Here is a 13,467-nt window from a genome sequence, read left to right on the forward strand (position 1 = left end):
TGTACTTTTTAGACGTCCTTTTCTCAAAAAGACACATTTTCCCGGCGAGAAGACCATAAGTTTCAGAAGTTCCCGGCTAATGACTTACATAAACCAGGCTGGCAACGAGTTGATCGTAATTGGAGCCGATGGGATGGTAATAAATGAGAAAGGTATATTCATTCTCCGTTTCATACCAGTCGCCTTCGAGTTCTGATAAATTCAGTCCCGCTCTATCTGTTTCCCTGCTACCTTTGGGTTGAAAAGCATAAGCGTAGTTATGAAATCCCTGCTTAAAGGGAATTTTTGCCACGTAACTATTGATGGCATCATTGTAAACCATTTTGTCCTTGAGGCGCCAGTCGTTGAAGGCCCCGACGATGAAAATATCAGCATCATCGTATTCGGTAGGGCTTGAGAGGGCAAAAAACACATCGGCATAATCCGCCGAAACTTCCGGAATATAACCATCAAAATTGTCTATGACGAACCCGCCGTTGAGGTCTTCCCTGAAAAGATAGGCCAGGGCTCCTCGTTTGGCATCCTTATCCAGAACCACCTCATAGTGGTCTCCAAAACGCAGGATTTCATGGATGCCCAGTGAGCGTGTACGCAACGTTCTCAGATCAAAAAACCTGAATTCCTTTCCTGCCGGGAAGGCGATCCTCCCCTGGTAATCAAAGACAATGGAATTACCACGGGTATAGGTCGGGGGAATATCCATAATGGCATTGTCCCACCGCTGATTTTGTAATACGACCGCTGAAATTTCTCTTTCCGGATTGCGTATGGGGGTTTTCTCATGATTGACTACAAAGTCGAATTCATGATAAGTTTTCAGCCTCCCCGCCATGGCCGGTGACACCGGCTTGAGCTCAATATCCACAAGGGAATTATAATCCACCACCATAAACCTGCGGGTAATTGCCAGCCTTTTGCCGTCCACATCATCTTCGTGGATGATCAGCAGGTAATTGCCTGAAATGGTCCAGGTCACATCATCGTTCGGAAAAACCAAAGAATAGTGTGTGTATTCCGTCAGCGTTTTATTGGAAAACTCGTAATCATCCAGCAATTCATTTAAAAAACCGTCCACGTATTCCATGGTAGTCAGTGGAGAAGGTTGCCAGTTTTTGTCGCAATGAACAAAAGTATAGGTATAGGTTTTTACATCCGGCCCCAGGTCATCAAAGGACAATTCAAATCTTGCCCCGCCATTCAGTGGAAGCATAGGCAAGCTTATGGGATCCCCGTCCACATGTAATTTTACTGACCGTATGTTATCGAGATAAACATAATTCTCATACCGGATATTTTCTTCCTCCTGTGCAGAAAGGTCTAAGGGCACTAGATTAATAATTAAAAAAAGTGCAAGGCATTTCAAAAGGGTCGTTTGGTAAGTTTCAACTAATCTTCTCATGTATTATTTTTTACTGACCCAAATGGAGTCTTTGATGTAAAATCGCCAGGGCCATCCGGCACATTCTCCGGCATAATCGACCCCAATCCTTGGACCACTTTGAATTTGATCTTCGGTAAAACGGATCCCCCTGTCTTCGATCCATATCGCCCCTTTTTCATCCAACAAGGTTGTTCCATCCAGATGGGTTTTTATCCCCAGGGCCCTACTCATAACGCCCGGACCTGCGGTTAATTGTGGTTTCATTTTAGGAATTTTCCGTCTTTGCTGGATTAACGGCACATTATCGACAGGCTCAACAGCCCTGATCAGGACAGCATTGGCCAGGCCTTCCTCTCCCACCACCACATTAAATAAATGATGAATACCGTAACAAAGGTACACATAAGCGCAACCTCCTTGCCGGAACATGGTTTCCGTTCTTTTGGTTCGGCGGTTGTTGAATGCATGACTTGCTTTATCGTCCAGCCCTCTGTAGGCTTCGGTCTCTGTGATCATGCCTGAAGTCAGTTCCCCGTCAATCCGTGTCACGAGGAATTTTCCGAGTAAATCCCTGCTCACCCTGACGACATCATCTCGAAGGTAGAATGAATGTGAAAGCGGCATGTTGAAACTGGTTGCTCGTTGCTGGTAGCTGGGTATCTGATTTAATCCCCCCGGCCACCAGCAGCAAATTTATCTTCTCTGACTGTAATTAGGCGCTTCTTTGGTAATCGTTATATTGTGAGGGTGGCTTTCCGTCACGGCAGCGCTGGTGATCTTCACAAATTTAGAGGATCTCAATGTTTCAAGATCCGGTGCACCGCAATAGCCCATTCCTGCACGTAATCCACCAAGGTATTGAATCACCACCTCTGCCAGGGAGCCTTTATAAGGAACCCTGCCTTCTATCCCTTCGGGCACCAGCTTTTTGATATCATCCTCTACGTCCTGAAAGTAGCGATCCTTTGAGCCGAGTTCCATGGCGCCAATAGATCCCATTCCGCGATAGACTTTGAACTTACGGCCTTCGTAAATGATGGTTTCTCCGGGAGCCTCTTCCACTCCAGCAAATAAACTCCCCGCCATAATAGAACTTGCTCCTGCGGCCAGTGCCTTCACAATATCTCCTGAATAACGGATCCCTCCGTCACCGATGATCGGAATGCCCAGATGTTTGACAGCTTCGTAAGCCTGGTAAATGGCGGAAAGCTGAGGTACGCCCACCCCGGCAACTATCCGGGTGGTACATATACTTCCCGGGCCTACCCCTACTTTAACGCCATCTGCTCCGGCCTGGGCAAGCGCAAGCGCTCCTTCCCCGGTAGCCACATTTCCACCGACAATCTGCAAGTCAGGGTACTCTGCTTTCACCGCACGGATGGCATCCAGCACCCCTTTGGAGTGACCGTGAGCCGTATCAAGGCAAATGACATCCACATTAACCCTTACTAGCGCATCCACCCTTTGCATCATATCCGCAGTAACCCCGACAGCGGCACCGACCACCAGCCTTCCCAAAGAATCTTTACAGGAATTCGGAAAATCCTGCACTTTCATGATATCTTTGTAGGTGATGAGTCCGCACAGGATACCGGTGTCATCCACGACAGGGAGTTTTTCGATCTTATGTCGCTGCAGAATGAGCCGCGCCTGTTGGAGGTCAGTACCCACCGGAGCCGTCACCAGGTTTTTCGAGGTCATCAAATCACTTACCGGACGTTTTACTTCGTTTTCGAAGCGCAGATCACGGTTGGTGAGAATGCCGGCGAGTTTATTTTGATGATCGACGATAGGAATGCCCCCGATCTTGAAACGGCGCATGAGCGCTATGGCATCGGCAATGGAAGCATCTTTGGTTAAAGTCACCGGATCGACAATCATCCCGCTCTCCGAACGTTTCACACTACGAACCTGTTCGGCTTGCTCGGCGATGGTCATATTTTTGTGGATAATGCCCATACCGCCCATCCTGGCAATAGCGATCGCCAGCTTGTTTTCAGTAACCGTATCCATGGCAGCGGAAACAATAGGAGCGTTGAGTTTTATGTCACGGGTGATTTTAGTTGAGAAGTCAACTTCCCGTGGCAGTACTTCTGAATAGGCCGGGATGAGCAGAACGTCATCGAAGGTCAGGCCATCTTCAAAAAACTTATTTTTTATTGCTTTTTGATTTTCCATCCGCAAAAGTATTGAAAATAAATTTTAAAAGACAATTAAATATTTAAAAATGTTGACGATAAATAGTGATGAACATTATATGGAGCAAGCTATCAAGCAGGCGAAAATAGCTGCCCTCAAAGGCGAGATCCCTGTGGGCGCCATCGTCGTTTGCCAAAATAAGATAATTGCCCGCGCCCATAACCAAACGGAATTATTAAAAGATGTGACGGCCCATGCGGAAATCATCGCCATCACTGCCGCGGCCAATTTCCTGGGCAGCAAATACCTGAATGAGTGTACCCTTTATGTCACGTTGGAACCTTGTGTCATGTGTGCAGGTGCAGCACAATGGGCCCAGCTGGAAAGAATAGTGTATGGAGCCGCTGATGATAAAAGAGGATTCATGCGGTTCGGGAAAAAAGTGCTGCATCCCAAAACCAAAATCGAATACGGCGTGATGGAAGAAGAGTGCAGCCAGCTGTTGAGAACTTTTTTTCAGGAAAAACGATAGGTTTGGTCTTTATAGTTCAATTTTTTAAAAACAGCATCCATGGTACTTTTTTACAGCATAAACGAAATCGATCCTTCAGCCCGCAAAATATTTAAAACCTCCGAATAATATCCTCAATAGAAGGTAAAATAAATTTTGACTCTCCTTTGCAGGTTAAGTTTACTTTGACCATTGAGTTTAAGATCGCTTCCTTCTCCATTTTTTCACAAGACTAAAAATAGCTAAAAAAAATGCGGAAATAAAATCTACCTGAAAACCAATATTGGAATTGTCCAGCAGCATGATAGACAACTGGTCACCGAAAGTATTATCGCTGATGATGTAGGTCCAGGTGGCTGAGGGGCGTTTCATCCCCATAGCCTCCAGGCTCAACTCAGGGTTTTTCAGGAGTCGGGCCAGATTTTCCTTTATTTCATTTTCCAGAAGAAGTTGCATGTTTTGAAAATGTTCGTCTGCATTTTGCCTGAATACCCGCAACGGGTTAAAGCCTCCAAAACGCTGCAGATGTATGCCATCCCTGACCTGCATCATGTAATCGAGGTGGTCGGCCCAGTTTTTATCGTATGCAAACAAAATGAATGCTTTAGCTTTTTGCAGCAGTGCCGTATTTTTAGGATACCGCTCTAAAAATGGTCGGTATTTTTCGATCATAAAATCTTCCTCCAGCAGCAGCATTTGTCGTTCTTCCTGGAAAATGATACGTTGTTTTTCCAGGAAGGAAGCATATTCAAAAAGCATCTTTCTCATATCAAAAAAACGCCCTTCGATCACCTTTTGGGTATCGTTGAGAAAGATGCCGATCCCGGGATCAGAAATGGCTTTTTCGATTTGCAGCTTTTGGTATTTTTTGGGGAGCATTTCCTGAAGGTTAAACCTTACCATCAACTCATCTTCAAAGCTGACAAAAAAACGAGAAACTCCGGGATCACCCTGCCTGCCTGCACGACCTCTCAATTGGAGGTCGATCCTGGCACTTTCATGTTTGTTGGTACCGATCACGTAGAGCCCGCCCAATTGCTCGACTTCCTTTTTTTGAATACCGTCACAGCCACCGAGTTTGATGTCTGTACCTCTGCCAGCCATATTGGTGGAAATTGTGATGGCTCCCCTGCGTCCGGCTTCTGCAATGATCGCTGCTTCTTTTTCATCGTTTTTGGCGTTTAGTACTTTCCCCTCCATACCACTTTCCTGCAGGGCTTTCTCCAGTTCTTCCGATTCTTTGACACTCAACGTTCCGATCAAAACAGGTTGTCCTTTTTGATGAATGTTTATTATTTCTGTAATCAAAGCACGTCTTTTTGCCAAACGGGAAGTGAATACCCGATCGGGAAAATCAACCCGAAGGCATTTTTTATTGGGCGGAATGATCACGGTGGTCAATCCATAAAATTCAGCGAACTCCGCGGCAGATTGACGGGCAGTAGCTGTCATGCCAGCCGGACGGTCGTATTTACGCAACAGGTGTTGCAGGCTAATGGAATTGAGAATGCTTCCCTCCGAACGGATCTCGACTCCCTCTTTTGCCTCCACTGCGGTCTGCAATCCATTGCGCCATTTCCTGTCTTTAACGATCCTTCCCGTAAACTCGTCGACCAGATGAATCTCTTCATTTTTGACAATATAATCGACATCCTTTCGGAGTAATATTCTGGCATGTAACGCCAGGTTTACCGCCGATTGCCATTCAAAATTTACGGCGGCATGAAGATCCGGAAGGCCAAGTCCGGTTTCTACTTTTTTTATTCCGGCATCCGTGAGGAATACATTTTGGGCATTATCATCCAGTTCAAAATCTATCTCCGGATTCAACTGGCTCACCAACCCGGCGATCGCATAATGGTCCAGTCCGGATTCCACCAGGCTGCCTGCCAGCACCAGCGGTGTCCGGGCTTCATCAATCAAAATGGCATCCGCCTCATCGACGATGCAGTAATGAAGTGAACGCAATACGATTGCTTGCTTTTCATAAGCGATGAAGTCACGCAGGTAGTCAAACCCGACTTCTTTAGCCGTTGCGTAGGTGACATCACAGGCATAAGCCTTTTTTCTGTCTTGCGGCGACATTTGTTCGCTGATATAGCCTACCGATAGCCCCAGGAAACTATAAACGGCGCCCATTTCCGTAGCATCTCTTCTGGCCAGGTAATCGTTAAAGGTGAGTACGTGTACGCCTCTGCCTGTCAGTGCATGGAGCAAAGCCGGAAAGACCGCGGCAAGCGTTTTGCCTTCCCCGGTTTGCATTTCCACCAACTTTCCTTCATGGAGCGCAATGGCTGCCATCAGTTGTACCTCAAAAGGAACCAAGCCCAATTGCCGGATGCAGGTTTCTTTTACCAGGGCGAAAACCTCTGGTAAAAGAAAATCTAAATGCTCCCCTCCTCGCGCGCGCGTCATCAGATCTTTCCCTGATTGCTGTAATTCCCGATCGCTTAATGGTTCAATTTTTTGATAAATATCGTTGATTTGAGCTGCCAATTTCTGGTAGTTTGACAAATCATTTTGGAAAAAACCCAGTGAAGGATCTACCGCTTCCTTTATCTTTTGAAAAAATTTCATTTTATATTGTTTAGCTGAATTCCAAAAGGCATTCCGATCAAAAAGCATCGGATACCTATCATTTCTTGTTGGCAAAAGCTAAGCAATAAATTCTTCCCCTCCTGTTGGCAAACCGTGGCGTTTAGGCATTATCCTGTCAAAGGAAATCGGCAATCTGTTTAAAATAGTACAGTGCTGGAGTTGAACTTTTACCAATCGGTCATAATGGATGAGCCTGAAAAAATAAGGGAAAAAAAATTTCCTTTCATCAAAATATTGTGATGCGGGAACCTGGGAAAAAAATTGATGCCGGCAAGTCTTAGTATCTTGAAAAGTAAGTTCTTTGGTCACCCATTCATTATATACCACCACCGGGAGGGAAATCACTACGGGCTCAATATAACCATCTACAGGGTTGAAGGACAAAGCGAGGGTGATCACAAAGCCGATCTTTAAAAATAAATTCCGTAATGATTTTTCTGGCCGCATATTTATTTCAATAAAAATATTTTTCTAATGCACCTCATGATCCAGGGAATTCGCCAGGAACTCTCTCAGTTGTACCATTTGATCCTGGCTCAGGCGCTGGCCAGCCCGCGCCGTAAGGTAGATAGCGATCACCATTCCAATCAGTATGGGAATCAGCCATAAAATATCTGCCGACAATCCCAGGTTTTTCTGGCTGTAGCCGATGATGAAAATGATGACGATCGCCGCTCCCAGTAAAAAATAAAAGAAGATGAACATCAACCAAACCGATGGTTTCGGACCACACAATCCTCGCAGGTAGGTTCCTTCGCCGTCCTCCTCGAAATCGAGACTCAGCTCAGGGGTCCAAAAGTGTTGTTCCTCTTCCGGTAACCTTAAGGTAACATGTTGACCGGTGATGGTTCCTGTTATGGCCTGTCCTTCGGCGTTTAGGCTTTTGCGAAGGCGATTCAGTGTTTCTTCCACGGAATACGGCAGTTGCTCCGCGTGATGTGGTCTGATTTCGATCTGGGACATTTGTAATTTAGCAGTTTTTGTAATTTCTGCTAAATATACGGTATTCGGCATTTTGGGGCAAGGGTTTGTTTGAATTAATACAACACTCTCCCCGCGAAACTGGTACTCTTTCATTTGACGTTCCCGTGGTCAGGCAACTTTGTTGATCCGGCGTGGACCACCCCCAAATTTGACGTTCCCGTGATCAGGCAACTTTGTTGAGGACGGGAGGGCCACACCCAAATTTGACGTTCCCGTGATCAGGCAACTTTGTCGAGGACGGGAGGGCCACACCCAAATTTGGGCCTTTCCGTGATCAGGCAATATTGTTGATCCGGCGTGGACCACCCCCAAATTTGACGTTCCCGTGATCAGGCAACTTTGTCGAAGACGAGAGGGCCACACCCAAATTTGGGCCTTTCCGTGATCAGGCAATATTATTGATCCGGCGTGGACCACCCCCAAATTTGACGGGGTGATTTGTCTGAATTGTTTGGGTTTTTTGTCAAATTTGACCCCGCAAGCGGGGTGGTTTTTGCTTCGTGGGGTTATTTTTTGTAGCGCATTCGGGGGCCGGGGGGTGGTATTGTGGCATTTTTGTCGATCCAGTTTTCGATTTTTATTTTTACCTCACTGATGTGGTTAAGTACATCCAGGCTATCGAACCTCAATACGGTGAATCCGGCCGCTTCCAGGTTTTTATCTCTTATCGCATCTCTTTGCTGGGCAGCTTCACCATGGTGGGTTATTCCATCCACTTCAATGATTAAGGATAAATCGAAACACATGAAGTCGGCAATGTAGTTTAATACAGGTCGCTCACGGCGGAATTGGTATCCTTTCATTTGTCTTTTACTCAACAGGTATTTCCACATCCAAGCGGCTGATTTGGTCATGGTTTTTCTGTTTTTATTGGCATACCCTTGCAGTCTTTTATTGTAATGATGAAAATTGTTTTTATTCGTTTCTTTCATAATATTTTGACATTTTTTGATCTCTTTCAATACTGAGCCAGCAAGCGAAAGGGAGGCTGACTTGTAATGAGTTTCTGCTTTTCGTACTTAGTTAACTTTGCTGATGCGAGAAGGCCACCCCCAAATTTGACGTTCCCGTGATCAGGTAACTTTGTCGAGGACGGGAGGGCCACACCCAAATTTGGGCCTTTCCGTGGTCAGGTAATATTGTTGATCCGGCGTGGACCACCCCCAAATTTGACGTTCCCGTGATCAGGTAACTTTGTCGAGGACGGGAGGGCCACACCCAAATTTGGGCCTTCCCGTGGTCAGGCAACTTTGTTGATCCGGCGTGGGCCACCCCCAAATTTGACGGGGTGATTTGTCTGAATTGTTTGTTTTTTTGTCAAATTTGACCCCGCAAGCGGGGTGGTTTTTGCTTCGTGGGGTGTTTTTTTTTGGGGGGCGGCTTAAAGGTTTCCGAAAATGGCATTGCCTATGGCGCAGTCGGCGCAGCGTTTTGCGTCGCAATACTTATTTTTTAATTGGAGGAGGGCCTGGGTTTGGTAAGCTGATTCGGGTTTCATGCCAAGTTCCTGCCATTGACGGATGATTTTGTTTTGCTCTGGCTTGATCTGCTCGAGCAGTTTGAAAGCTTTTTCTTTGTATTTTTCATCGGCCTTTTGCTTTCCGTAAAGGAAAAGGAGGGGCGCAATTATGTTGATGATAATGAGTTGGATCGCTGGCTTTCCTAGCCCTTTTCGGCGTTTCATTTCGGTGGGTTTGTCGAAAACATAATGGGATTCCCAGTAGGATGAGGTGTACACCGTGAGGGCATTTTCTATTTCTTCCACTTTGGATGCGGCCATTATTTTGCTGAATAAATGCGTCGTCTGGAAGATGAGCATGGCCAACTGGGCAATGCGGATAGAAGGAAAATTGGCCGGTCGCATGCGAAGAAACTTCCAGGAAGCCGAAGACATGGGAGTGAGATCGTATTTCTCTTTTAAAAAGGAATATTCCTTTTTAAGTTTGTTGGGATAATCTTCCGCAAAGTCAAATCCGAGGAAGCCTGCCTGTCCGAATAAAAGGGCCTCGATCTGGAAGAGCTGGCTTCGGTGTTTAGATAAGGTCAGTAACGGCAGATTGCGGGCCAGTTGCTCAAAAGGCTCGGTATTCACTTTTAGTCCGAACCCATGGGCAAGGCATTGGTAAAAGGTTTCTTCCCAATTGTTTTTATTGGATTCAAGTATGGCCGCAATGGTTTCGTACCTGTTTTCCAGGCGTTCTACCATCAGCCTATCCAGCCATAACTTGCGGGTGATTTCTGGTGCCTCATGGAAATGAAACTGACAGGGAATCCACTTTTCACTGCTCATGAGTTTTTCGTACATTTTAAACACACGCGGTTTTATGCGTCGTCGGAGTTCCAGGCAGGGAATGCGCTCCCCTGTCGGATGGAACACGGGACGGTCTTCTTCGTACACCACATGGAGAATCACATTGTCGTAAGCCCTGTTTTTCTGGTGAGAATGCAAGGACCAGTCCGAAGCGTTGATGTGAATTTCGACATTACCGGCCCACAGGGTATCGCCTATCCTGATGCGTGCGTCCATAAAATCGGGCCCGCCGTCATGATTCAGGATACCTGTCGATATAATACTTATGGACTCTCCTTCTGTAGTTTTCATTTCTTTCAGGTCAAAGCGACGCAAGCGCCAGAGGTAATGGAGGAATTCTTCTTTCATTTGCAAGGAATTTTTCAGGTAAAAGTTTTTCGCCCGGGACATAAAATCACTATAAATTTCAGGCTTTTTGTTTCCTGCAAATATGCATTACTCCTGTCCGTTTATCCGGAGAATAACCGTTTAATGCCGTTTGTAGCCGTTTGTAAACGGTTATTTTGATTATCATACGTTGATATTCAGTGATTTAAACTGGATTTTCATTAATTGTAACAACCAGGGCTTAGGTAATTGGGTAGGTTTGTTTTATATTGGGAAAGTTTTGTCAGATAACCAGATTAATCAAAAAAACAAGCAAATATGAAATTAGGAGCCTTTTCCATTAGCCTCAGTGTCAAGGACATCAAAGTCTCAAAGCAATTTTATGAAAACCTCGGCTTTTCCGTCTTTGCCGGGGATATAGAGAAGAATTACCTCATCATGAAAAACAATAATGCCATAATAGGCCTTTTCCAGGGAATGTTTGAACAAAACATATTAACCTTTAATCCGGGATGGGATGAAAGTGCCAATACATTGGAATCATTTGATGATATCAGGGATATTCAGCGACAGCTTAAAAGCAATGACGTCCCATTAATGACCGAAGCGGATGAGCATAATTCCGGGCCCGCAAGCTTTATGGTAATGGATCCGGATGGCAACACGATCCTTTTTGATCAGCACGTTTAACGATTCCCGTTATGCTAAAATTAAACGGCATTTTTCCGCCCCTGCCTACTCCGTTTGAGAAAAATGAAAATTTCGCGCCGTGCAAATTAAGTGATAACATTGCTCAATTAAGTCGATATGACTTGTCAGGCTTCCTGGTTCTTGGGTCCAATGGTGAATTGGTCAATCTTTCAGAAAAGGAAATACACGAAGTTTACGCTACAGCGAGGGAAGCCATCCCTTCGGATAAAATCATGCTGGCCGGAACCGGGGGACAATCCACCCGGGAGACCATAAACAATACCAAAGCAGCTGCAGCTGCCGGCGCCGATGCGGCATTGGTGCTGAATCCATTCTATTATAAAGGCCAAATGACGCGGGAAGCTTTAATTGCTCACTATTGGACAGTGGCCGAGGCTTCAACCCTCCCTGTGATCATTTATAACATGCCGGCGAACTCTGGATTGGATATGGATGCAGAAACCATAGTGAGGATTGCCGGTCACGAAAACATTATTGGGCTGAAAGATTCCGGGGGCAATATGGTAAAAATGGGGGATATCAAAAGAATGGCCAAACCCAGCTTTCAGCTCCTGGCTGGTTCTGCCGGCTTTTTGCTGCCGGCTTTAACGATGGGAGCCATTGGCGGCATCCTGGCCCTGGCGAATATAGCCCCCGAAAAGTGCCTCGGAGTTTACCATGATTTCCTTTCAGGCGATATGGAAAGCGCACAAAAAAAACAATTGGAATTGATCCCGGTGAATGCCGCGGTGACCAGTAAATGGGGCGTGCCGGCATTAAAGGCGGCCATGGATTATGTGGGTTTGTATGGCGGACCAGCCAGGAAACCGTTGCTCCCGGTGGAGGAAGCGATCAGGTTGCAGGTGATTGATTTAATGGATAAACACATAAAATGAATTCAAATTCTGTGAAGGCATAACTACCGCAATATCGACGATCCTGATTGAGATGGAACGCGATACATGCAAAAGCACTACGAATAATTGACAACTCATATTGATGATCGAGATAAATAAATTACAATTTCATCCCATGGGCCTTGAAGGGCTGAATACGCTTATGCAATGGGCCAGGGAAGAAGGCTGGAATCCTGGGCTGCATGATGCGGAAGTTTTTTGGGCTACTGATCCTGAGGGTTTTTACGGCTGTTACTTAGAAGGGGAACTGATTGGTGGCGGTTCCATCGTTTCTTACGGAGGAGCTTTCGGCTTCATGGGATTTTTTATTGTCAAACCCCAATACAGATCATGCGGGGTCGGCAGGAAGTTATGGTACCAACGACGGGACACATTGTTGTCGAGACTGGAGGAAGGCGCAGCAATCGGCATGGACGGTGTTGTCACGATGCAACCGTTTTATGAAAAAGGAGGCTTTGAAATTGCCTTCAGGGATGAGCGTCATGAAAAGACCGGCGAACCTTTTGAGGTCGACGAAAAAATATCTTCCATCGTGGAAGACGACATGGAATCTGTCCTGGCTTATGATCAAAAATGTTTTGGATTTGCGCGCCCGCAATTTCTTAAACCCTGGCTCAAAATGCCCGGGGTAAAAACCTTTAAATACCTCGACAATGGTAAAATAAAGGGATTTGCGGTGGTCAGAAAAGTGAATACCGGATTTAAAATTTGTCCCTTATTTGCAGATGACGGCCTGGTCGCAGAAGAATTGTACAAGGCTTGCCTGAATGCTGTCATCGGGGAACCCTTATACATGGATATTCCGGTTGTGAATTCAGCGGCAATGGCTCTTACACAGAAGTATCAGACCAGGTATGTTTTTGAATGCGCGCGCATGTACTACGGCAAGGCACCTGAGATGAAAATAGAGAACGTGTTTGGGGTGACTACTTTTGAGTTGGGGTAAAAATCATTCAAATTCATTCAAATTGCGATGAATTAGAATAAAATAAATAATCCCTCCTTTATAATTGGATGATTCAGGTGATTTTAAGATACTTATGGCATAAAATTCCAACGAATCATTGCATGGTTTTGGCAATACTTAAAATCTACCCCCTTTAAAAATTCGGATATTGCTGCGTATGCTCAGGCACGATAACATCATATTCCGCTTGAAGGAAGGTAACGATATCCACCAGCTCCTGAACCGTCATGACTTCGTTGTAGATCTTCATTTTTGAGTGCCCGAGGGAGTCCACCAGGGCGCCCGGCAATGATTTGCTGATCTTGTGAGAAGGATTGATGACGGCGGTAAGCAGTTCACCATAGGTTTTGATCGTTGGGACCTTGCCTCCCAGGGGCAGTTTTAAATTTTCCTCATTGCCCAGCCATTCAATATCTGCAATGCTGTGGCAGGCGTTGCAATTCAACTGGACAAAATCGATCTTTCCGGCGGCGGCATCGCCATCGGGCAATGCAAATCCACTGCCTTCACTCACACATCCGGTAAAAACGAAAAAGAAAATTAAGGCAATAAAGATCCCCATCAGGGAGGGCAGGTTAAAAATTTTATTTTCAGTAATCATAATAATTGGTTTTGGAATGGTTAACAATACATTTGGAACAC

13 protein-coding genes are annotated in these 13,467 nt (G+C 45.6%); 4 read left to right on the top strand and 9 right to left on the bottom strand.

Translation table 11 applies throughout. The features are described from left to right. Positions 1 to 76: 76 nt before the first annotated feature. The 3 genes from H6571_12880 to guaB form a co-directional block, all read right to left on the bottom strand. Positions 77 to 1,399, bottom strand: a complete 1,323-nt coding sequence (locus H6571_12880) for a DUF5103 domain-containing protein (protein MCB9324626.1) — start codon at positions 1,397 to 1,399, stop codon at positions 77 to 79. Between the two features lie 3 nt (positions 1,400 to 1,402). Further along, the gene (locus H6571_12885) at positions 1,403 to 2,005 is read right to left on the bottom strand and encodes a DNA-3-methyladenine glycosylase (GenBank protein ID MCB9324627.1); all 603 of its coding nucleotides are present in this window, start codon (positions 2,003 to 2,005) and stop codon (positions 1,403 to 1,405) included. A gap of 69 nt (positions 2,006 to 2,074) precedes the next feature. Further along, positions 2,075 to 3,559: an IMP dehydrogenase gene (gene guaB, locus H6571_12890; GenBank protein MCB9324628.1), complete on the bottom strand. Its 1,485-nt coding sequence runs from the start codon at positions 3,557 to 3,559 to the stop codon at positions 2,075 to 2,077. A gap of 49 nt (positions 3,560 to 3,608) precedes the next feature. On the opposite strand from guaB, the gene H6571_12895 reads away from it, so the two are divergent. Continuing rightward, complete coding sequence (locus tag H6571_12895; GenBank protein MCB9324629.1) at positions 3,609 to 4,052, top strand: nucleoside deaminase; 444 nt, start codon at positions 3,609 to 3,611, stop codon at positions 4,050 to 4,052. 177 nt (positions 4,053 to 4,229) lie between these two features. Here the strand turns inward: H6571_12895 and secA2 are convergent, their stop codons facing one another. From secA2 to H6571_12920, 5 genes are all read right to left on the bottom strand, one after another. Then, positions 4,230 to 6,608: an accessory Sec system translocase SecA2 gene (secA2, locus tag H6571_12900; protein ID MCB9324630.1), complete on the bottom strand. Its 2,379-nt coding sequence runs from the start codon at positions 6,606 to 6,608 to the stop codon at positions 4,230 to 4,232. Between the two features lie 78 nt (positions 6,609 to 6,686). Then, the gene (locus H6571_12905; protein MCB9324631.1) at positions 6,687 to 7,076 is read right to left on the bottom strand and encodes a hypothetical protein; all 390 of its coding nucleotides are present in this window, start codon (positions 7,074 to 7,076) and stop codon (positions 6,687 to 6,689) included. Positions 7,077 to 7,100: 24 nt separating this feature from the next. After that, a complete protein-coding gene (locus tag H6571_12910; protein MCB9324632.1) occupies positions 7,101 to 7,592 on the bottom strand; it encodes a hypothetical protein in 492 nt (163 codons plus the stop codon). Between the two features lie 527 nt (positions 7,593 to 8,119). Beyond that, a complete protein-coding gene (locus tag H6571_12915; GenBank protein MCB9324633.1) occupies positions 8,120 to 8,545 on the bottom strand; it encodes a DUF559 domain-containing protein in 426 nt (141 codons plus the stop codon). 449 nt (positions 8,546 to 8,994) lie between these two features. Then, complete coding sequence (locus tag H6571_12920; protein MCB9324634.1) at positions 8,995 to 10,272, bottom strand: DUF2851 family protein; 1,278 nt, start codon at positions 10,270 to 10,272, stop codon at positions 8,995 to 8,997. 297 nt (positions 10,273 to 10,569) lie between these two features. Between H6571_12920 and H6571_12925 the strand changes: the two genes are divergently transcribed. From H6571_12925 to H6571_12935, 3 genes are all read left to right on the top strand, one after another. Beyond that, entirely contained in the window at positions 10,570 to 10,941 is a 372-nt protein-coding gene (locus H6571_12925; protein MCB9324635.1) for a VOC family protein, read from the top strand. Positions 10,942 to 10,952: 11 nt separating this feature from the next. Then, the gene (locus H6571_12930) at positions 10,953 to 11,837 is read left to right on the top strand and encodes a dihydrodipicolinate synthase family protein (GenBank protein MCB9324636.1); all 885 of its coding nucleotides are present in this window, start codon (positions 10,953 to 10,955) and stop codon (positions 11,835 to 11,837) included. 103 nt (positions 11,838 to 11,940) lie between these two features. Then, positions 11,941 to 12,804: a GNAT family N-acetyltransferase gene (locus H6571_12935; GenBank protein ID MCB9324637.1), complete on the top strand. Its 864-nt coding sequence runs from the start codon at positions 11,941 to 11,943 to the stop codon at positions 12,802 to 12,804. A 154-nt stretch (positions 12,805 to 12,958) separates the two neighbouring features. On the opposite strand, the gene H6571_12940 is transcribed toward H6571_12935, so the two are convergent. Then, positions 12,959 to 13,426 carry a cytochrome C gene (locus H6571_12940; GenBank protein MCB9324638.1) on the bottom strand — a complete coding sequence of 156 codons (468 nt, stop codon included), beginning with the start codon at positions 13,424 to 13,426 and terminating at the stop codon, positions 12,959 to 12,961. Between the last annotated feature and the right edge of the window lie 41 nt (positions 13,427 to 13,467).

Source organism: Lewinellaceae bacterium, assembly GCA_020636105.1.
Lineage (GTDB): Bacteria > Bacteroidota > Bacteroidia > Chitinophagales > Saprospiraceae > BCD1.

What these genes read in the sequence shown, in the direction of transcription:
- H6571_12880 (MCB9324626.1), bottom strand. Translation starts at nt 1,399, where the DNA reads ATGAGAAGATTAGTTGAAACTTACCAAACGACCCTTTTGAAATGCCTT.
- H6571_12885 (MCB9324627.1), bottom strand. Translation starts at nt 2,005, where the DNA reads ATGCCGCTTTCACATTCATTCTACCTTCGAGATGATGTCGTCAGGGTG.
- guaB (MCB9324628.1), bottom strand. Translation starts at nt 3,559, where the DNA reads ATGGAAAATCAAAAAGCAATAAAAAATAAGTTTTTTGAAGATGGCCTG.
- H6571_12895 (MCB9324629.1), top strand. Translation starts at nt 3,609, where the DNA reads ATGTTGACGATAAATAGTGATGAACATTATATGGAGCAAGCTATCAAG.
- secA2 (MCB9324630.1), bottom strand. Translation starts at nt 6,608, where the DNA reads ATGAAATTTTTTCAAAAGATAAAGGAAGCGGTAGATCCTTCACTGGGT.
- H6571_12905 (MCB9324631.1), bottom strand. Translation starts at nt 7,076, where the DNA reads ATGCGGCCAGAAAAATCATTACGGAATTTATTTTTAAAGATCGGCTTT.
- H6571_12910 (MCB9324632.1), bottom strand. Translation starts at nt 7,592, where the DNA reads ATGTCCCAGATCGAAATCAGACCACATCACGCGGAGCAACTGCCGTAT.
- H6571_12915 (MCB9324633.1), bottom strand. Translation starts at nt 8,545, where the DNA reads ATGAAAGAAACGAATAAAAACAATTTTCATCATTACAATAAAAGACTG.
- H6571_12920 (MCB9324634.1), bottom strand. Translation starts at nt 10,272, where the DNA reads ATGAAAGAAGAATTCCTCCATTACCTCTGGCGCTTGCGTCGCTTTGAC.
- H6571_12925 (MCB9324635.1), top strand. Translation starts at nt 10,570, where the DNA reads ATGAAATTAGGAGCCTTTTCCATTAGCCTCAGTGTCAAGGACATCAAA.
- H6571_12930 (MCB9324636.1), top strand. Translation starts at nt 10,953, where the DNA reads ATGCTAAAATTAAACGGCATTTTTCCGCCCCTGCCTACTCCGTTTGAG.
- H6571_12935 (MCB9324637.1), top strand. Translation starts at nt 11,941, where the DNA reads ATGATCGAGATAAATAAATTACAATTTCATCCCATGGGCCTTGAAGGG.
- H6571_12940 (MCB9324638.1), bottom strand. Translation starts at nt 13,426, where the DNA reads ATGATTACTGAAAATAAAATTTTTAACCTGCCCTCCCTGATGGGGATC.